The sequence below is a fragment of the Orbus sasakiae genome, assembly GCF_039542345.1.
In the GTDB taxonomy this organism is placed as follows: domain Bacteria; phylum Pseudomonadota; class Gammaproteobacteria; order Enterobacterales; family Orbaceae; genus Orbus; species Orbus sasakiae.
Map to the genome: position 1 here is coordinate 796423 of NZ_BAABHY010000001.1, position 18115 is coordinate 814537.

The following is an 18115-nucleotide window of genomic DNA, read 5'->3' on the forward strand; positions in this document are numbered from 1 at the left end:
ATTGATAAATATCATACTGTATAAGATAATCTGTTTAGGTTAATTTAAATCAGCATTTTTTATGTATAATCACATCGCAATATTAAACATTACCATGCTATTAGGCGGTGATCCATTTTCAATTATTACCTCGCTACTTTGGGGTATCGGTAGCATTGTTGTAGTTATTTTCGTGATGGTTATTTGGGGTTTTTTTTGTGAAAAAGAACTGATAAATATTCAGCATGAACATGAAATATGTGACTGTTTTATTAATGAAGTATTAGCCAATACGACTAAAGTGCGTAGTACGACATCAATCAGGTTATTTGCGCTTGAAGAAGAACGCCAAATTGATAATGAAAATGTTTATCGACCTTATTGGATAGGTTCGTTTATGGGTGCTAATTATATTACTCGCTACTTTTGTTATAATGCAATAACAGGGCAGCTTGAAGAGATTACAAAAGTGGATTTCTATCAAATCGCGATGTGTGATGACGTAGATATCGAAGAACCTGATTATACTGAAAATTGCTAGATACATTAAATTGCACGAATTTGTACCATAAATGAGCGAATTAGTGTCGTACACTACGCTAATTGTCGATACTATTTTAAACACATTTAATCATCGAGTTCATCAACATGAAAAAAATTGTTCTGTTTATTATGAGTATGATCAGTTTTTATATCACAGCTCAACCTTTTACGTTGTCCAGTACTGATCTTTCTGAACATGGTTTTAGTAAACAATATATTCTTAATAGTTTTGGCTGTGATGGGGAAAATATTTCACCAAATTTACAGTGGCATCATTCTCCTAAAGAAACAAAAAGCTTTGTGTTAACCATGTATGATCCCGATGCTCCAACAGGTTCTGGTTGGTGGCATTGGGTCATTGCTAATATTCCTGCGATAGCTAATCACATTACACATAATGCAGGTGATGATATTCTCAAATTACCTAATGGTGCAGTCGCTGTCCGCAATGATTTTGGCCATGTCAATTATGGTGGACCTTGTCCGCCAGCGGGGACAAACCATCGTTATATTTTTACCCTATATGCGTTAGACATTGAGACTATTGATGTCAACAATACAACGAGTGCGGCACTCATTGGTTATATTAGTTACCACCACATGCTGGATAAAGCAACGCTGGTCTATCACTATCAACGATAGCATTTTAATATGAGGTTTTCTTTTGCAATCTATTACTCGGCAATTACGACGATTTGACGGTACCGGATATTACGCCCGCGTGATACAAGATTGTGGGCATCGATTATCCAAATTAACCATAACAGAACCTTTGCTTGTCCGCGTATTACAAGGTTGTAAAATGATTATTGCCAATCAAAAGCAATATCTAATATCTGCTGGTCAATTGTTGGTTATCCCCGCAGGCATCACAATTGATGTGATTAATCAAAATCGGGATAACCAAATTTATATGGCGGATTGTTTTGCATGGTCCGAGCAGATTTTAAGCAATTATCAAACACAAAGCCTAACGAAAAATCATAATGCTATCAACATGATCAACGTGATTTCATCACCGATGGGGACATTTCATCAAGCGATTGATTATTTATTAAATATGCTTCAAACACCATCGATTGATCTACGGCTTATCAATCATCAGTTCAATCAACTATTACTGTGTTTAGAGCTTGAAAACATCGGTTTACCTGTGCCACATAATAATCAATTATCATTTAATATTAGTAAAATGGTGACTTGCTCACCACCGCAAAAATGGCAAGCCGCAGCAATCGCAAAACATTTTGCGATGAGTGAATCAACCTTAAGGCGACATTTAGCCCAACAAGGTCATTCGTTATCGAATATTATTTTTGAAGCAAGAATGAAAAAAGGGCTGACGTTACTGCAAACCTCTCATTTAACGATTACACAAATTGCTCATGAAATTGGTTACAGTTCGGGATCACGTTTTGCGCATTACTTTCGAAAACGGTTTGGTTTCTCACCTAGTGAGATGAGAAGATAGCGCGAAACAAACTTAATAATGAATTTTATAAAAATCTCTGTTAAAATGCAGCGATTTTTATAAAAGCAATTATATCTGGAGAATTTTATGGCAGGTCACAGTAAGTGGGCTAATACCAAACATCGTAAGGCAGCACAAGATGCTAAACGTGGTAAAATCTTTACTAAAATTATTCGTGAATTAGTCACGGCAGCTAAAATTGGTGGTGGCGATCCAGCGTCGAATCCTCGTTTACGTGCTGCAATGGATAAAGCATTATCAAACAATATGACCCGTGACACGATGAATCGTGCAATCGCTCGTGGTGTCGGTGGGGAAGATGATAGTAACATGGAAACTATCATTTATGAAGGTTACGGTCCAGCTGGTACGGCTGTTATGGTTGAATGCTTAAGTGATAATCGTAACCGCACCGTGTCTGAAGTGCGTCACGCCTTTACTAAAACTGGTGGTAATTTGGGGACTGATGGTTCAGTATCTTATCTATTTACCAAAAAAGGGGTAATTTCATATCCAACAGGTACTGATGAAGATAAAGTGATGGACGCTGCACTTGAAGCTGGTGCAGATGATGTCATGACATATGATGATGGTGCTATTGATGTATTTACCACACCAGAATCATTTGGTGAAGTAAAAGATGCATTAGATGCGGCAGGTCTCGTTGCTGAATCAGCTGAAGTGTCGATGATTCCAGCAACGAAAGTTGATTTGGATATTGAATCTGCGCCTAAATTATTACGTCTTATCGATATGCTTGAAGATTGCGATGATGTGCAAGAAGTTTACCATAATGGTGAAGTTTCAGATGAGGTTGCAGCAACACTCTAATGTCGATAATTCTTGGCATAGATCCTGGTTCACGTTTGACGGGTTACGGTGTAATTCGTCAAACGGGCCGTCAATTAACCTATCTTGGTAGTGGCTGTATTCGTACGGCGGTTGATGACTTACCTAGTCGCTTACAACGCATATACGCAGGCGTCAGTGAGATTATTCTCCAGTTTCAACCCGATGTTTTTGCAATTGAACAAGTTTTTATGGCAAAAAATGCCGATTCAGCATTAAAGCTTGGACAAGCCAGAGGTGCCGCAATTGTAGCCGCGGTGAATAATCAACTACCTGTGTTTGAATATGCAGCAAGGTTAGTCAAACAATCGGTCGTTGGCACGGGTGCCGCTGATAAAAAGCAGGTCCAGCATATGGTTAAAATGTTACTTAAATTACCCGCCAGCCCACAGGCTGATGCCGCTGATGCTTTAGCTATTGCTATTACACATAGTCATTTGTTCACTTCGTTACTTAAACAGCGATAATTCGATTTAACTAAAATTATCCGTTGCATCTGCACAGGATAATTGCCTGTCTATTTATACAGTTTTTACTTTATTCTTTTATTCGCATAGGGTAAACTGCATATAATTTTCATTTTCGGTTAAAAGGGATTAATGTGATTGGTCGTCTACGTGGCATTATTATTGAAAAACAACCGCCCGAAGTTTTAATTGAAGTAAATGGTATCGGGTATGAAGTCTCGATGCCCATGACGTGTTTTTATGAACTACCGGATAATGGCCAAGAAGCGATTATACTGACGCATTTTATTGTGCGTGAAGATGCCCAATTACTTTATGGTTTTAATAGCCAACAAGAGCGTCGTTTATTTCGTGAATTAATTAAAGTTAATGGCGTTGGGCCTAAACTGGCTTTGGCTATTTTATCTGGCATGTCTGCAACCCAATTCGTTGCTGCCGTAGAACAAGGTGAAATTAAAACATTAGTTAAATTACCGGGCGTTGGCATGAAAACGGCTGAACGTTTAATTGTTGAAATGAAAGACCGCTTCAAAAACTTTGGTGGCGAATTACTGAATCAAACGATTCCGCACGATAGTAAAGATCAGTCAGTATTATCGCTTCGTACCTCGAGCCAAATCGAGAGTGAAGCCATTTCTGCATTGGTCGCACTAGGGTATAAACCGCCTGAAGCGAGTCGTATTATCAGTAAAGTGATTAAACCTGATATGGATAGTGAAACACTGATTAAAGAAGCATTAAAATCAGCCTTATAATATTGATTGAGTCAATACCAGTTAATTTAAAGAGCAAAAGACATTATGATTGAAGCAGATCGCTTAATATCCCCGCAAGCACTTAAAGAAGATGATACGATCGATCGTGCGATTCGTCCTAAGTACTTAGATGAATACATTGGTCAGCCTCATGTCCGTGAGCAGATGAAAATCTTTATTCAAGCAGCAAAAAAACGTGGAGATGCTCTCGATCATCTTTTAATTTTTGGTCCACCAGGATTGGGTAAAACCACGTTAGCCAATATTGTGGCAAATGAATTAAATGTTAATCTACGTACGACATCTGGACCTGTGCTTGAAAAAGCGGGGGATTTGGCGGCGATGTTAACCAACCTTGAACCGCATGATGTCCTTTTTATTGATGAAATACACCGTTTATCCCCGGTTGTTGAAGAAATTCTTTATCCGGCTATGGAAGACTATCAATTAGATATTATGATTGGTGAAGGGCCAGCAGCACGCTCGATTAAAATTGATTTACCTCCATTTACGTTAATTGGGGCGACAACGCGGGCAGGTTCATTAACATCACCATTGCGAGATCGTTTTGGTATTGTGCAACGCTTGGAGTTCTATCAAGTGGCAGATTTAGAGTACATTGTGAGCCGTAGTGCAAAATTTTTAGGGATGGATTTATCTGCTGAAGGTGCTCACCATATTGCCAAACGTTCGCGTGGAACGCCGAGAATTGCGAACCGTCTTTTACGTCGAGTACGTGATTATGCGGACGTCAAATCTAATGGTATTGTTGATGCTTCTGTTGCAACACAGGCTTTAGACATGCTCGATGTTGATATCGAAGGCTTTGATTTTATGGATCGTAAATTGCTATTAACCATTATTGAAAAATTTATGGGCGGGCCTGTTGGTTTAGATAACCTTGCAGCAGCGATTGGTGAAGAGCGTGAAACGATTGAAGATGTACTTGAACCCTTTTTAATTCAGCAAGGCTATATTCAACGTACGCCAAGAGGTCGCATGGCAACGCCGCATGCCTATCGACATTTTGGTATTATCAATCCTGAACGTCGATAATTTTCGTTAAAAAATTGTCATAATGGGTGATTATAGTGTAAAAATGTGTGTCAACTGCAATGACATGTTGTTAAAAGACACGTTATACGATCGTGAGTAACCGGATTATCCCTGTGATTGCTTGTGATTTGGGCATTTAATATCAATCAATGACTCAAATTACTAAACGCATATCTTCAATATAATATAAATTAATTATTCTTTTGAACTTATCAGTATTTTTACAGTCTAACTACACTCTATTAGCAAATTGATTTTAAAGTATAGTAGAATGTACGTTCAATACTAATAGAAGTAAAATGACGGTTTATTGGGGTGTATTGCCTTAGTATCAAAATAATCACTTTGTTAACAAATTATTTAAGTAGATATATTATGATGAAAATGTTTTTATCGATTTTATTACTCAGCTTTTTACTTAGTGCATGTGGCTTAAAAGGGCCGTTATATGCGCCGGATAAACACACCGCCACGTTAATGTTTACTTCGCCTTTCTTTTATCGGGTTGCTTAATGGATTTCTTACAATACCAAAATGGTAAATTAATAGCTCAAGGCCATGCGATTGCAGATTTAGCAAAGCAATATGGCACGCCACTTTATGTATATAGCCGAGACTATATCGAACAACAATGGATTGAATTTGATAACGCGCTTAAAGGGCGTAAACATCTGATTTGTTATGCGATTAAAGCTAATAGCAATCTTGCATTGCTCCATGCTTTAGTTCAATTAGGGTCAGGCTTTGATATTGTCTCACAAGGTGAACTTGAGCGAGTACTCAAAGCGGGCGCTGATCCTAAAAAAGTGGTCTTTTCGGGTGTAGCAAAATCAGTGATTGAAATTGAAAGAGCACTTGTTGTGGGTATTAAATGTTTTAATGTCGAGTCTGAAGCTGAATTAGAACGAATTCAGATGGTTGCAAAACGACTTAACAAAATTGCCCCAATTTCATTGCGTATTAATCCTGATGTTGATGCAAAAACCCATCCTTATATCTCGACAGGTTTACGTGATAATAAATTTGGTATCAGCTATCAATTAGCAAGAGACGTATATCATAAAGCTGCTCAATTATCGCATATTGCTATTGAAGGTATTGATTGTCATATTGGCTCCCAGTTGACAGAATTGTCTCCCTTTTTAGATGCGGCTGACCGCGTATTAAACCTGGTTGATCAGCTTAAAAATGATGGTATCGTGATTAAGCATATTGATCTTGGTGGTGGACTTGGCGTCTGTTATGATGATGAAGTCCCACCAAAATCATCTGAGCTGGTTAATGAGATTTTAAAAAAACTATCAGCATATTCTGATATTGAATTGGTCTTTGAGCCAGGGCGTTCATTGGTCGCTAACTCCGGTATATTAATCACCAAAGTCGAATACATAAAACATCAAGATGACAATCATTTTGCGATTGTTGATGCGGGGATGAATGACTTAATTCGACCTGCACTGTATGAAGCATGGATGCGTATTTTACCAGAGAAACAAACTACTGATGATGCTATTACTTATGCCTACAATGTGGTTGGGCCAATTTGCGAAAGCAGTGATTTTTTAGGTAAAAATCGCCAGCTATCGTTACAACAAGATGATTTATTAGTCGTTTGTAGTTCTGGTGCTTATGGTTTTAGTATGGCATCAAACTATAATAGCCATCCAAAAGCTGCCGAAGTGTTTCTTGAAGCATCACAACATCGTTTAATTCGTCAACGTGAAAACTTTGATATGTTATGGCAAGGCGAGATCATTTAGTCTGCTAAAAGGCGCTTATTTGGCGCCTTACTTTTATGCTAATCTGGCAAATTTTTATTTCATCTATATCATAAGTAACAATTCAATAAATTTATGATATTCTGCAATTCATTTAAATCTGTATTGTTATCTTTTAAACTGTTTATTTACACAGTATGTATTTTATTTAGACAAAATACCTCAAAATAAATAAGTTATAATGGGGTTACTTTAGAAAATCTAAAAATGAATTCAGGCTCTTTTAATTTCCCATCTAAACTTAAACTACTTTCATTTATACATGTTTGGTCATCTGCAAAAAAAGTCCCAGAAAACTTTATTACTTGACCTCTTTTAAGATTTGAAACTGTATTAAATAATTTTGTGCCGGGTCTTATTAAAGTATTATCAAATGTATCAGATACTGAATTGTTCCATGTTTTTAAGAAAATATCATTATTAATCTCGACACTTAAAATGCCATACCCATCTGAATTTGAATCAATGTTAGATATAATACCAACCCAATCTTTTACGAAAAGCGATCCGATAGTTGAACATATAGCATTACTCCTTTCTCTTAATGCATTCCCCTTTTGCATGTCGTTATCTGCTTTTTTAGATTTTGACATAGCATCAACTGTAGCATTAATTAAAGCAATTTGATTTTGTGGGTATTGTAAAGTAGAAAAAGTATCATCTTTTTTATTGCCGTTACGACCCATTATATAAAGTACTCCGATTATAATAATAGCAGCAATTAAAATTTTTTTACCTTTGGTCATAGCTAATCCTTATATTAAATATGTTTATGATGTTTATGATATTATCACTTGATTGTAGACTTATAAAGCCCTGAAGGCTTTTTTTAATGCCTAATTACTAATTCAGTTCACTCAAAAGTTTTTTACTGAAGTTATCTAATTTAATTAGGTGATTTTTGTTAAGGTTAGCTATAAATTTAGCATGTTTATGTTTCACGTTGAATATTACAACATCTTCATTTGTATGACCTCTAAAAATCTTTTTAACTATTGCCACTCCTGTATCTTTTCTCAAGTGTAAATACATGCGAGTAATGGCAAGCATTTTTTCAATTTTTGGTTTTAATAGATAGAATTTATCTTTAGTTATATGTTGAACACTGTCAGCACCTGTCACATTACTCATCATTTTCCAAATACCTTGAATGAAAGAATCTTGGTAAAATATGCGGTAGAAATGTTATTGACGATTATCTTTAAATCATTTAGTTGTTTATCTGTAATGTAATTTGATTTGTCTATAACGGAGTAGCTACCAGTTTTACGGATAGTTGGTAGGATTATTTCAAATACCCATTCCTCAAACTTTTCAGAATTAGGCATTTTGCTTTTTGTTGTTAATCTGTATAAGTTGGGTTCATCAATGTAGGTCATTTCTAGAGATTTTCTAGCTATTTAAGTGCCGTAACGACTCGTTACATCACATTTTATAGGGGAGTCACGTTTTGTATACCCTTAGCTTTGCAATGATCTGATATAGCTTTTCTTGGATTTGAATATCCCAAAATTGCACAAACATCATTAGCTAAAAACCAAACATTATTATCAAAAATGGCAGTTCTGACGTTGTATAATTCTTGAAAAGAAAATAATGATAAATTGATAGATAGGTTTGACATAATAATTGTCCTTATGACTTTTTCTGATAAGTCCCATTCAGATCTAGGCGCCAAGAGGTTCAGAAGCCTACCATAAGTAAAGGCTGAAGTTATTCCCCTATTTGGGGCTTTTATTCCTCACCCTCTCGGCATAGATTATTGAAAATAAAAAAATCACCCTGTCGGGGTGATATGTCTGCTTATGGTTTAGGTTCTGACATCTAAGCAACAATATATCCCGATAAAAAAATTACGTCAAAAGAGTGGTGGGATGTTGCAAAATTTAGCTCACTATCATTCTTAAGTTATTGTTATTTAATGTTTAATTTTGCAGACATTTGCATATATTTGCATGTTTTAATATACAGTGCAAATGTGTAACGCATCGAAATATAATGATTATATATCATCATAATCACTAATAGCCACATAGCTCTGTCACTGATATAATGCATCTATTAGATAGAATACTGCATTAAAATAGGCAAGCGAGAGTAAAATGAATTTCTCCAAAATGCATGGGCTAGGTAATGATTTTATGGTCATTGATAGCATTACTCAAAATGTTCATTTATCACCTGAAACCATCAAACGATTAGCCGACAGGCATACTGGGATTGGTTTTGATCAGCTTTTATTAGTTGAACCACCTTATACACCCGACACCGATTTCCATTATCGCATTTTTAATGCCGATGGAAGTGAAGTTGAACAGTGTGGTAATGGTGCACGTTGTTTTGCACGTTTTGTAAAACTCAAAGGCTTGACCAAAAAAAATATCCTGAAAGTGAGTACTCAAAAAGGGATAATCGTATTAACGGTGAATGCGGATGAAACCGTTAAAGTGAATATGGGTGAGCCCAGTTTTGAGCCTAGCCGTGTGCCATTTAAAGCGATAAAAGAAGAAAAAACCTATATTATCCGTGCACAAGAACAAACCGTATTATGTGGTGTAGCATCAATGGGTAATCCTCATTGTGTTATTCAAGTTGATGATGTCATTACTGCTCAAGTGACGACATTAGGTCCTGTTTTGGAATCTCATGAACGTTTTCCAGAAAGAGCCAATATTGGTTTTATGCAAATTGTTGATCGTAGTCACATTCGTTTGCGAGTTTTTGAACGCGGCGTTGGTGAAACACAGGCTTGTGGTACTGGTGCTTGTGCTGCCGTTGCAGTCGGTATCCGTCAAGGTATATTAGACAACAAAGTAAAAGTCAATTTACCTGGCGGCGAGTTGTCGATTGAATGGAAAGGGACAGGGTTTCCGCTTTATATGACCGGGAGTGCTACACACGTTTATGATGGTTTTATATCGTTATAAATAGGATGCATAATGGAAACGAAGCCTAAAAAAAGCAACATATCTGAAAAACCGACACCCGTAAAACGTACCCGAGCACCACGAAAATCGTCAGTGCAGGCAAAAAAAGGTGCGGTTTTATTGAATGATGACTTAGTCAGTCAGTACCTGATTCAAAACCCAGATTTTTTTGTACGTCACGCACAACAGATTGAAGAAATGAAAATTCCCCATCCGGTTAGGGGAGTGATGTCACTACCAGAATGGCAGATGGCAAGGCAGCGTAGTAAGATTAAACAGCTAGAAACAGAAATCACTTTATTAATGGAACATGCCAGCAGTAATGAAAAGCTATTTGAATCATTAATGGTATTACAACATCAGTTGTTACAATCAACCGATTTAAATGATCTGTTATTAAGGTTAAATCAATGGGCAAAATCACTCGGTTTAGTTGGCGCATACCTTTACCTATTTGATGATAAATGGTTACTTAATGCGCCCTCAAGCTATTATCATTTTGCGTTATCAACGGATAAATTCGATTTTATCCGTGTGCGTCATTTGCAATATAGTTATCAGTATTTAGGTCAACTAAACTCAACTGAACTGGATTTGTTGATACCAGATAAAGTCTATGTGGGCTCCGTGGCATTATCGTTACTCGGCAAGTTTGGTGATTTGGGTGTAGTCGTATTTGCTAGTCGCTCTGCTGAACATTATCAGCAGGGGCAAGGTACATTGCTGTTAGAAAAAATCAGTGAAATTCTACCAATATTAATCAGTCGTTGGGTAACTCGACGCAATTAATAGGCAACAATAAATGACTTGAGTCAGTATTATAATGTTTAATACTGGCCAAACGGATAACGTTTGGGAGATATTTTGGTCGAGCAAAAAAAAGAGCAACATTATAGTGAATTACTGACACTGCCAGTTGAACAGTTTTTACTATATCTAAAATCAGAAAAACAACTTAGCTTAAACACTCAAACCAATTACCGACGTCAATTATATGCCATCATCAAATTGGCAAGTCAAATTGAAATTTCGTGCTGGCAAAACGTTGATTCATCGGCAGTCAGATTATTAATCGGTCGCAGCAAACGCGATGGTTTAAATACCAGTAGTTTAGCACTACGGTTATCTGCATTACGGAGTTTTTTTAACTGGATGGTAAAAAACGGCCAGTTAAATGCAAATCCAGCTAAAGGTGTGCTTACCCCTAAACAAGGCAGGCATCTTCCCAAAAATATCAACATTGATGACATTAATCAGTTAATGGATATTAAATATAATGATCCCCTTTCTGTGCGGGATAGAACAATGCTTGAATTGATGTATGGTTCCGGCTTACGTTTATCTGAACTTGTAGGTTTAAATTGTAAAACGTTGAACCTTATTGATGGTGAAGTTAGGGTTGTTGGTAAAGGGAATAAAGAACGTAAACTGCCATTAGGACGTGAATCAATAAAATGGTTACGGCATTGGCTATCAATGCGTGATTTTTTATCACCACATGATGATGCATTATTTATTTCCAAATTAGGCAAACGCATTTCACCACGTAATGTTGAGAAACGGTTTGAACAGTGGGGCATTAAGCAAGGTTTAAGCGTGCATATTCATCCGCATAAATTGCGTCATTCGTTTGCAACACACATGCTTGAAGCCAGTGGTGATTTAAGGGCTGTACAAGAACTGCTTGGCCATGCAGATCTATCAACAACTCAAGTTTATACGCATCTTGATTTTAATCATTTAGCTCAAGTTTATGATTCAGCTCATCCACGAGCAAAGCGAGGAAAAAACTAATGCATTTTTATCGATCACTTAATCCTATTAAAGCCCTGACATTTGATCTTGATGATACATTATATGATAACACCCCATTTATGGCGAAAGCCGAAGCGGCATTAATGGATGTACTTAAGCAATATGAGCCGTTACAGCATATACAATTATCTGATTTTAATCGTGTTAAACAACATGTTTTAATCGATGAACCTGATATTTATCATGATGTTTTAATTTGGCGTGCGGCAGCGATTCGTCGTTTTTTAATGTTAAATGGTATTACCGATAACCATAAATTAGAGCAAATCACCGATCTGGCAATGGATGAATTTGTTGTATGGCGTAATAAAATTACAGTGCCTAGTGAGAGCTTAAACACATTAAATGCCTTAGCACAAAAATTTCCACTAGCGGTGATAACCAATGGTAATGCTGATATTGCTAAAATTGGTTTGGAGCAGTATTTCCAATTTTCACTTAGAGGTGGAGCTGATGGCTTATCTAAGCCTTATAATGATATGTTTACCTTAGCATCTGAGCGTTTGAATATTCCTCTCAATCATATTTTGCATGTGGGTGATAATTTGTATGCAGATGTACAAGGTGCGATAAATAGTGGCATGCAAGCCTGTTGGATTAATGAGTTTGATATCGATTTATATCAGCAACGTTTAGCGCGTGTTGTTCCACACATTGAAATCACACAATTGTCAGAATTAAATAATTTGCTATAATGTATGTATAAAAATACAGTTATTAAACCAATGTGTACGGTATACGGTATTAGGGAAGATAATAATGAGCTTTGTCCGTAAAATACGTTACATCTGAATATACCTTGTGTACATAGCTTGCAAGCAGAATTAAACCGATAATGATGACAATGAAAAATATAAAACAATCTTTGTTGATGCACCTTAATCAAGAACAGCAAAATGCGGTAATAACCGATAGCCAATATACACTAGTACTTGCAGGAGCTGGAAGTGGTAAAACCCGTGTTTTAGTGCATCGTATTGCATGGTTATGTTTAGAAAAACGTTACCCAGCTAACTCAATATTTGCTGTCACATTTACCAATAAAGCCGCGGCTGAAATGCAAGAGCGAATCCAAGATCTTATAGGTGAAGCTCATTTTAATGGGATGTGGGTGGGGACATTCCATGGACTTGCCCATCGATTGTTACGTATTTTTGCTAAGCAAGCAGGCTTACCAACCAACTTTCAACTCATTGATAATGATGATCAAAATCGGTTAGTCAAACGTATTTTTAAAGAACGTAAGATTGATGAAAAGCAGTGGTCTTCAAAAGAGTGTGTCGCATTTATCTCTACGCAAAAAGAAAATGGATTGAGGCCTCATGACATTGCGATTGATGACCCTAAATCAGCAATGTGGCAAAAAATTTATGTTGATTATCAAGCAATCTGTGACCGAGTAGGTTATGTTGACTTTTCTGAAATTATTTTAAGAACATATGAATTATTAAAAAATAATCATGAGGTCTTAGACTATTGTCATCGGCGGTTTAGCAATATTTTAGTTGATGAATTTCAAGATACAAACCATATTCAATTTCAGTTGGTTAAAACCTTAGCAGGCAATACGTCAAATGTAATGATTGTTGGCGATGATGATCAATCGATTTACAGTTGGCGTGGTGCGAATGCTGATAATTTACAGCTTTTTATTAATGATTATCCTGATACTGAAATTATTCGTTTGGAGCAGAACTACCGTTCTAGTGGCAATATTTTAGAAGTCGCGAATCAATTAATTACCCATAATAAAAATCGTTTAGGTAAAAATTTATGGACCGAAAGTGAACAAGGTGAGCAAATTTCTGTCTATGTAGGTTTTAACGATATTGATGAAGCACGCTTTGTTATTGGCCAAATTAAAAAACTGCATGAGGAAGGGGTAAATTACAAAGATTGTGCAATTTTATATCGTAATAACGCACAGTCCCGTTTATTAGAAGACACACTTTTACAATCTGCAATTGCTTATCAAATTTACGGTTCGATTCGTTTTTACGAACGTCAAGAAGTCAAACTTGCTTTAGCTTATCTACGCTTATTACATGATCATAATAATGATAATGCCTTTGAATTAGTGGTCAATACACCGAGCCGCGGTGTTGGTGATGTTACATTAAATAAAATTAGGTTGATGGCGCGTCAACAAAATCAATCACTATGGCAAACGACGATTCAGCTTATTGGCATGAAAGCTATTGCAGCTCGCCAATGTTCAGGGTTAGCGCGATTTATCGAACTTATCCAATCTATTTATGATGATGTTGAGTCTTTACCTTTTTATCAACAGCTTGAGCGAATCGTTAAAATATCAGGTATTTATGATATGTATGAGCAAGAAGCGGGCATTAAAGGTCAATCAAGACTGGAAAACTTAGATGAATTAATCAGTGCTGCGCAGCAGTTTTATCAGCAACACAGCAAAGCAAATCCGATTATGGAATCAATCGATGGTGAAAATAATGGCACACTTGATGTCTTAGAGTCATTTTTAGCCTATACCTCACTGGAAGGTAAAGAGAGTAAAAAAGAGTCTGACTCCGTGCAACTGATGACTCTTCATTCTGCTAAAGGTTTAGAATTCGATCATGTCTTTATTGTTGGTTTAGAAGAAGGACTTTTCCCTGCTCAAAGATCGATTCCGGACGTACAAAAAATGGAAGAAGAAAGGCGACTGGCTTATGTGGGTATAACGCGAGCGAGAAAGCATTTAACGTTAAGCCTCTCTGAAATTCGTCGTCTATATGGTAAAGAGGAACGTAATCTGCCGTCACGTTTTTTAGCTGAATTACCAGAAGCGTTACTCCATGATCTTAGCTATCGTGGTGGAATTAACTTTTCGACCACACCTATGGATGAGGAAAACCAAGAGGATATCAGTGGTAACCAAAAAAATGATGAATTTATTCATCAACGTAAAGCCTCTTTTATAAAAAGCCAATCTGAAAATCAGGGTTATGTACTTGGTCGTAAAGTATTGCATAAACGGTTTGGTGAAGGAACGATTATTCATCTGGATGGCGAAGGCGAACATCGCCGAGTTCAAATTGCATTTGTTAATGAAGGGATTAAATGGTTAGTGATTAAATTAGCTAATCTAACCTTAATGTAATGAGTTGTGATTATTTATTAAATTAGTGTAAAAAACGTCAAAAGGATGTTGCTATTTTATTATTTCGTTTTATTTTATACACATAGTTTTAACAGGTGTATTAAATGGTTCTCAGTACATGGAATTTTGATACCAGGTTAATGTCATTTGCCCAATGGTTACATGGTGCTAATAGCGTACTATTGCGGCTTTTCTAAACCATAATTGTAATTGGAATAACTTATTATGCGTTTAAGTACGTTCTTTTCGACGGGCTTATTTTTATTGGTGATAGGCATGGTAAATGCGCAAGCAAAAAATGTATATGGCCTTTATGAAAAAGTTCAATTACCCGAAATAAATCATCTAGAGATCAAAACTAAATTAGATACTGGAGCACTGACCTCATCGTTTGGTGCAACTGATATTCATTTTTTCAAAAAAGACGATCAGCAATGGGTCCGATTTAAACCTCAGGTTAAAGATCTTGATTTACCCGTTATGGAAAAACAAGTTGTAAGATTGAGCAAAATCAAAACGCGTAGCGATGATATACGTGATGATGAAGACAAACTACATTCAAGACGACCAGTAGTTATGTTAGATATCTGTTTTGATGGTGAAGTCTATCCAACAGAAGTCAATTTAACCGATCGTTCTCGTTTTAATTATCCGCTGTTACTTGGCAGCTCTGCATTAATCAAATTTAAAGTGATTGTCGACCCGAGCTTAAAATTTCAATCATCAGCAAAATGTAAAATTTAATCATAAATAGGTAAATATCTATATGCGTTCTTTGACTCTGCATTTAAAAATCATTATCGCTATTTTGCTTGCACTGGGTATTGCGATTATCAGTTATCAAGTCTTTGTTTTAAAAACACCTTTAAAAGAGAGTGAAGTTGATAACTTATGGACTATCGATGCCAAAATCAATTTTGAAGTAAAAGGCACTAAACCCGTCAGTATCCAATTTTATGTGCCACCTAAAGGTGGGGATTATGCGGTATCAAACGAACTATTTTTAGCAAGCGGTTATGGTCAAAATGTTACCAATCAGCAATACAATCGTTTAGTCACATGGTCAGCCCGTGCCGTATCTGGTCAACAAACATTGTTTTACCGTTTGAATTTAACGAAACGTTTCTCGGATGAAATTGAAAACAGCACCAAAGGCGACATGTGGCGTTCTCCGATTGCTGTCGCAGGGCCAGAAAGAGAAGCGGTTGATCGTTTGGTGAAAGATATTCGTAGCAAATCAGCCAATGTATCAACCTTTATTACGACGACCATACATACGGTTAATGATCCGAATAACAGTGATGTACAGCTATTACTTAATAACAAAGACTCAATCGAAAGCAAAGTCAAAGCAATCGAACTGTTGTTATCTCATGCATATATTCCTATTCAACAAGCACATACATTGCAATTGAGTAAATCAACTAACCAAAGCCCAATTTTATGGATTAGAAGTTACATTGAGCCAAATAAAGGGGTTGATAACCGAGATAGTAGTATTAATGGTACGAGTGGGAATTGGTATTATTTTAATCCAACCAACGGTGATATTGGATTACCTGATGATCAAGTTGTATGGTGGATTGGTAGTGATGATATTATCAATGTTGAAAATGGTACAAAGGCCCGAGTAAACTTTAGCTTAGATAAAAGTGAATTGACGGCAATTAATTTGGCTAAGCTCACTGCGGAAGGCAGTAACTTAACGGAGTATTCTTTCTATACTTTACCGATTTCAACCCAACTCGCCTACCAAATCATGCTAATGATTCCTTTTGGTGTGCTGATTATTTTATTATTGCGTAATGTGATTGGTATTAATACATTGGGCACATTTACACCTGTGTTAGTAGCCTTAGCTTTCCGGGAAACCGGTATTGTATTTGGAATGATTTTCTTCTCAATCATTGTCTTTTTCGGATTATTGCTTCGCTCCTATTTAGAGCATCTCAAATTGCAAATGTTACCACGTCTCTCAATTGTATTAACGTTTGTGGTTATGTTGATCATTTGTGTTGGACTCTTTAGTCATAAATTAGGTTTCGAGCGTGGTTTATCCATCTCATTATTCCCTATGGTTATTTTAACGATGACAATTGAACGTCTCTCCATCACATGGGAAGAGCGAGGCGCTAATTTTGCATTAAAAGTTGCGATTGGTACGTTGATTACCGCGTCTATTGCTTATGGGGTAATGGGGTATCAACCGCTGATTTATTTAGTCTTTACTTTCCCTGCTATCTTATTACTTTTAGTTGCTTTCATGCTAGCAATGGGGCGTTACCGAGGTTATCGATTACTCGAACTGTTTCGCTTTAAAGCAATGTTGAAATAGCAGGTAAATCATATGTTATCATTAATTAAAACTTGGAAAGCATTAAATAAAAAAGGCGTTATGGGTATTAACCAACGTAATGCCGATTTTATATTAAAATACAACAAACGCAGTAACTATCCGTTAGTTGACGATAAAATTTTAACTAAACAAAAAGCGATAAAAGCGGGGATTAGCGTCCCAGAGCTGTATGGTGTCATTCAAACTGAACATGATATTTCAAAGCTTGATGAGATTATTAAAGATCATCGTGATTTTGTAATAAAACCAGCACAAGGTTCAGGTGGTGACGGCATTATTGTTATTGCGGATCGTTATGGTGTTGATCGTTATAAAACGGTTTCTGGAAGATTGATGCGTCATAATGAAATTGAATATCAACTTTCAAATATTATAACGGGTTTATATTCACTTGGCGGTATGCGTGACAGTGCAATCATTGAATATCGGGTAAAACCTGACCCGATTTTTAAAAGTATTAGTTACGAAGGTGTTCCTGATTTACGAATTATTGTGTTATTAGGCTATCCGATTATGGCAATGCTCAGATTACCAACACGACAGTCAAATGGTAAAGCAAATTTACACCAAGGAGCGATTGGCGTCGGGGTTGATTTAGCCACAGGGACTACGCTTAATGGTTCTTGGTTTAATGAACAGATTGTTAGCCATCCCGATACCGATAATAATGTCAGCAATATTCAGTTGCCAATGTGGGATAAATTTATCCATTTGGCAACAAGTTGTTATGAGCTAGTTGATTTAGGTTACATTGGTGTTGATTTAGTCTTAGATGAGACAAAAGGGCCTTTGATCCTTGAGCTTAATGCAAGACCAGGTTTGAATATTCAAATCGCAAACGACGTTGGATTATATAGCCGTGCTCATATTGTTGAAGAACATATCGCACTGCTTAAACGTGAAAAAAGAACAGAAACCGTAGAAGAACGCATCGCATTCTCGATGAAACATTTTTCTGTTTTAGATAAATAGTATTCATTAAAGACTGATACTCAAGACGCTTTAAT

The 18115-nt window shown here is 36.5% G+C and carries 21 protein-coding genes; 17 read left to right on the forward strand and 4 right to left on the reverse strand.

Going from position 1 to position 18115, the window contains the following annotated elements:
- The first annotated feature begins 61 nt into the window (after positions 1-61).
- From ABEA36_RS03445 to lysA, 9 genes are all read left to right on the forward strand, one after another.
- Positions 62-520: a hypothetical protein gene (locus tag ABEA36_RS03445; RefSeq protein WP_345488832.1), complete on the forward strand. Its 459-nt coding sequence runs from the start codon at positions 62-64 to the stop codon at positions 518-520.
- 107 nt (positions 521-627) lie between these two features.
- A complete protein-coding gene (locus tag ABEA36_RS03450) occupies positions 628-1164 on the forward strand; it encodes a YbhB/YbcL family Raf kinase inhibitor-like protein (RefSeq protein WP_345488834.1) in 537 nt (178 codons plus the stop codon).
- A 22-nt stretch (positions 1165-1186) separates the two neighbouring features.
- Positions 1187-1993, forward strand: a complete 807-nt coding sequence (locus ABEA36_RS03455) for a helix-turn-helix transcriptional regulator (protein ID WP_345488836.1) — start codon at positions 1187-1189, stop codon at positions 1991-1993.
- 87 nt (positions 1994-2080) lie between these two features.
- Positions 2081-2824, forward strand: a complete 744-nt coding sequence (locus ABEA36_RS03460) for a YebC/PmpR family DNA-binding transcriptional regulator (protein ID WP_345488838.1) — start codon at positions 2081-2083, stop codon at positions 2822-2824.
- Positions 2824-3309 (forward strand): crossover junction endodeoxyribonuclease RuvC, encoded by a 486-nt coding sequence (gene ruvC / locus ABEA36_RS03465; RefSeq protein ID WP_345488840.1) that lies wholly within the window; start codon positions 2824-2826, stop codon positions 3307-3309. The genes ABEA36_RS03460 and ruvC overlap by 1 nt, the downstream gene beginning before the upstream one ends.
- A gap of 134 nt (positions 3310-3443) precedes the next feature.
- Positions 3444-4064: a Holliday junction branch migration protein RuvA gene (ruvA, locus tag ABEA36_RS03470; RefSeq protein ID WP_345488842.1), complete on the forward strand. Its 621-nt coding sequence runs from the start codon at positions 3444-3446 to the stop codon at positions 4062-4064.
- Between the two features lie 45 nt (positions 4065-4109).
- Positions 4110-5120, forward strand: a complete 1011-nt coding sequence (ruvB, locus tag ABEA36_RS03475) for a Holliday junction branch migration DNA helicase RuvB (RefSeq protein ID WP_345488844.1) — start codon at positions 4110-4112, stop codon at positions 5118-5120.
- A 375-nt stretch (positions 5121-5495) separates the two neighbouring features.
- Positions 5496-5633, forward strand: coding sequence for an LPS translocon maturation chaperone LptM (gene lptM, locus ABEA36_RS03480; RefSeq protein WP_345488846.1), 138 nt, complete (start codon positions 5496-5498; stop codon positions 5631-5633).
- Positions 5633-6880 carry a diaminopimelate decarboxylase gene (gene lysA, locus ABEA36_RS03485; protein ID WP_345488848.1) on the forward strand — a complete coding sequence of 416 codons (1248 nt, stop codon included), beginning with the start codon at positions 5633-5635 and terminating at the stop codon, positions 6878-6880. Before lptM ends, lysA begins: the two co-directional genes overlap by 1 nt.
- 194 nt (positions 6881-7074) lie before the next feature.
- On the opposite strand, the gene ABEA36_RS03490 is transcribed toward lysA, so the two are convergent.
- From ABEA36_RS03490 to ABEA36_RS03505, 4 genes are all read right to left on the reverse strand, one after another.
- Complete coding sequence (locus ABEA36_RS03490; RefSeq protein ID WP_345488850.1) at positions 7075-7644, reverse strand: hypothetical protein; 570 nt, start codon at positions 7642-7644, stop codon at positions 7075-7077.
- A gap of 97 nt (positions 7645-7741) precedes the next feature.
- Positions 7742-8032, reverse strand: coding sequence for a hypothetical protein (locus tag ABEA36_RS03495; protein ID WP_345488852.1), 291 nt, complete (start codon positions 8030-8032; stop codon positions 7742-7744).
- Positions 8029-8277 carry a BRO-N domain-containing protein gene (locus ABEA36_RS03500; protein WP_345488854.1) on the reverse strand — a complete coding sequence of 83 codons (249 nt, stop codon included), beginning with the start codon at positions 8275-8277 and terminating at the stop codon, positions 8029-8031. The genes ABEA36_RS03495 and ABEA36_RS03500 overlap by 4 nt, the downstream gene beginning before the upstream one ends.
- A 53-nt stretch (positions 8278-8330) precedes the next feature.
- A complete protein-coding gene (locus ABEA36_RS03505; protein ID WP_345488856.1) occupies positions 8331-8522 on the reverse strand; it encodes a BRO-N domain-containing protein in 192 nt (63 codons plus the stop codon).
- Positions 8523-9000: 478 nt separating this feature from the next.
- Here ABEA36_RS03505 and dapF point away from each other — a divergent pair, with 478 nt between their 5' ends.
- The 8 genes from dapF (at position 9001) to ABEA36_RS03545 (ending at position 18080) form a co-directional block, all read left to right on the forward strand.
- The gene (gene dapF / locus ABEA36_RS03510; RefSeq protein ID WP_345488858.1) at positions 9001-9825 is read left to right on the forward strand and encodes a diaminopimelate epimerase; all 825 of its coding nucleotides are present in this window, start codon (positions 9001-9003) and stop codon (positions 9823-9825) included.
- A 12-nt stretch (positions 9826-9837) separates the two neighbouring features.
- Positions 9838-10614: a DUF484 family protein gene (locus tag ABEA36_RS03515; RefSeq protein WP_345488860.1), complete on the forward strand. Its 777-nt coding sequence runs from the start codon at positions 9838-9840 to the stop codon at positions 10612-10614.
- A 75-nt stretch (positions 10615-10689) separates the two neighbouring features.
- Positions 10690-11619 carry a tyrosine recombinase XerC gene (gene xerC, locus ABEA36_RS03520; RefSeq protein ID WP_345488862.1) on the forward strand — a complete coding sequence of 310 codons (930 nt, stop codon included), beginning with the start codon at positions 10690-10692 and terminating at the stop codon, positions 11617-11619.
- Complete coding sequence (gene yigB / locus ABEA36_RS03525; RefSeq protein ID WP_345488864.1) at positions 11619-12335, forward strand: 5-amino-6-(5-phospho-D-ribitylamino)uracil phosphatase YigB; 717 nt, start codon at positions 11619-11621, stop codon at positions 12333-12335. Before xerC ends, yigB begins: the two co-directional genes overlap by 1 nt.
- Before the next feature lie 149 nt (positions 12336-12484).
- On the forward strand, positions 12485-14752 hold the full coding sequence (gene uvrD, locus ABEA36_RS03530; RefSeq protein ID WP_345488866.1) for a DNA helicase II: 2268 nt from the start codon (positions 12485-12487) through the stop codon (positions 14750-14752).
- Positions 14753-14977: 225 nt separating this feature from the next.
- Positions 14978-15496 (forward strand): ATP-dependent zinc protease family protein, encoded by a 519-nt coding sequence (locus ABEA36_RS03535; protein WP_345488868.1) that lies wholly within the window; start codon positions 14978-14980, stop codon positions 15494-15496.
- Between the two features lie 22 nt (positions 15497-15518).
- Positions 15519-17087, forward strand: a complete 1569-nt coding sequence (locus ABEA36_RS03540; protein WP_345488870.1) for an inactive transglutaminase family protein — start codon at positions 15519-15521, stop codon at positions 17085-17087.
- Positions 17088-17099: 12 nt separating this feature from the next.
- A complete protein-coding gene (locus tag ABEA36_RS03545; RefSeq protein ID WP_345488872.1) occupies positions 17100-18080 on the forward strand; it encodes an alpha-L-glutamate ligase-like protein in 981 nt (326 codons plus the stop codon).
- Positions 18081-18115 lie beyond the last annotated feature (35 nt).

Coding starts and splice junctions, on each gene's coding strand:
- yigB (WP_345488864.1), top strand. CDS start 11,619: ATGCATTTTTATCGATCACTTAATCCTATTAAAGCCCTGACATTTGAT.
- ABEA36_RS03505 (WP_345488856.1), bottom strand. CDS start 8,522: ATGTCAAACCTATCTATCAATTTATCATTATTTTCTTTTCAAGAATTA.
- lptM (WP_345488846.1), top strand. CDS start 5,496: ATGATGAAAATGTTTTTATCGATTTTATTACTCAGCTTTTTACTTAGT.
- dapF (WP_345488858.1), top strand. CDS start 9,001: ATGAATTTCTCCAAAATGCATGGGCTAGGTAATGATTTTATGGTCATT.
- ruvB (WP_345488844.1), top strand. CDS start 4,110: ATGATTGAAGCAGATCGCTTAATATCCCCGCAAGCACTTAAAGAAGAT.
- ABEA36_RS03495 (WP_345488852.1), bottom strand. CDS start 8,032: ATGATGAGTAATGTGACAGGTGCTGACAGTGTTCAACATATAACTAAA.
- ABEA36_RS03545 (WP_345488872.1), top strand. CDS start 17,100: ATGTTATCATTAATTAAAACTTGGAAAGCATTAAATAAAAAAGGCGTT.
- ABEA36_RS03490 (WP_345488850.1), bottom strand. CDS start 7,644: ATGACCAAAGGTAAAAAAATTTTAATTGCTGCTATTATTATAATCGGA.
- ABEA36_RS03450 (WP_345488834.1), top strand. CDS start 628: ATGAAAAAAATTGTTCTGTTTATTATGAGTATGATCAGTTTTTATATC.
- ABEA36_RS03540 (WP_345488870.1), top strand. CDS start 15,519: ATGCGTTCTTTGACTCTGCATTTAAAAATCATTATCGCTATTTTGCTT.
- ABEA36_RS03500 (WP_345488854.1), bottom strand. CDS start 8,277: ATGACCTACATTGATGAACCCAACTTATACAGATTAACAACAAAAAGC.
- ABEA36_RS03445 (WP_345488832.1), top strand. CDS start 62: ATGTATAATCACATCGCAATATTAAACATTACCATGCTATTAGGCGGT.
- uvrD (WP_345488866.1), top strand. CDS start 12,485: ATGAAAAATATAAAACAATCTTTGTTGATGCACCTTAATCAAGAACAG.
- lysA (WP_345488848.1), top strand. CDS start 5,633: ATGGATTTCTTACAATACCAAAATGGTAAATTAATAGCTCAAGGCCAT.
- ruvC (WP_345488840.1), top strand. CDS start 2,824: ATGTCGATAATTCTTGGCATAGATCCTGGTTCACGTTTGACGGGTTAC.
- ABEA36_RS03535 (WP_345488868.1), top strand. CDS start 14,978: ATGCGTTTAAGTACGTTCTTTTCGACGGGCTTATTTTTATTGGTGATA.
- ABEA36_RS03460 (WP_345488838.1), top strand. CDS start 2,081: ATGGCAGGTCACAGTAAGTGGGCTAATACCAAACATCGTAAGGCAGCA.
- ABEA36_RS03515 (WP_345488860.1), top strand. CDS start 9,838: ATGGAAACGAAGCCTAAAAAAAGCAACATATCTGAAAAACCGACACCC.